The sequence below is a fragment of the Aquimarina sp. U1-2 genome, assembly GCF_017897595.1.
Taxonomy (GTDB): Bacteria; Bacteroidota; Bacteroidia; order Flavobacteriales; family Flavobacteriaceae; genus Aquimarina.
This window is the reverse complement of record NZ_JAGKIK010000147.1, coordinates 1-319: the sequence shown is the minus strand read 5'-3', so window position 1 is coordinate 319 and position 319 is coordinate 1. Positions and strand designations below refer to the sequence as shown.

Below are 319 nucleotides of genomic sequence, written 5' to 3'. Positions count from 1 at the left end.
ATCAAAGGAAACACATATTACCAAGCAAGCTACAGGGCTGGACTTAGGGTTTTAGATATCAATAATATAGACAATAAGTCTTATACAGAAATTGGTTTTTTTGATACTTATCCAGAAAATGACGGTACTGATTTTGATGGCGCCTGGAATGTATACCCGTTTTTTGAAAGTGGCAATATCGTAATAAGCGATATTAACAGAGGACTTTTTGTAGTTAGAAAAAGCGACTAATTACCCCGCTCCGCTATCAATGAAAACCATCAAATCATATCGTTCCTATTTGCTGTTAATAATATTTACTTCATTACTTAGTTGTTCA

The 319-nt window shown here is 33.9% G+C and carries 1 protein-coding gene; it reads left to right on the top strand.

Annotated elements, in window-relative coordinates:
- Positions 1 to 231: choice-of-anchor B family protein (locus tag J8281_RS19420; RefSeq protein WP_210199287.1), on the top strand; the 231-nt coding region annotated here is incomplete at its 5' end.
- Positions 232 to 319: the final 88 nt, after the last annotated feature.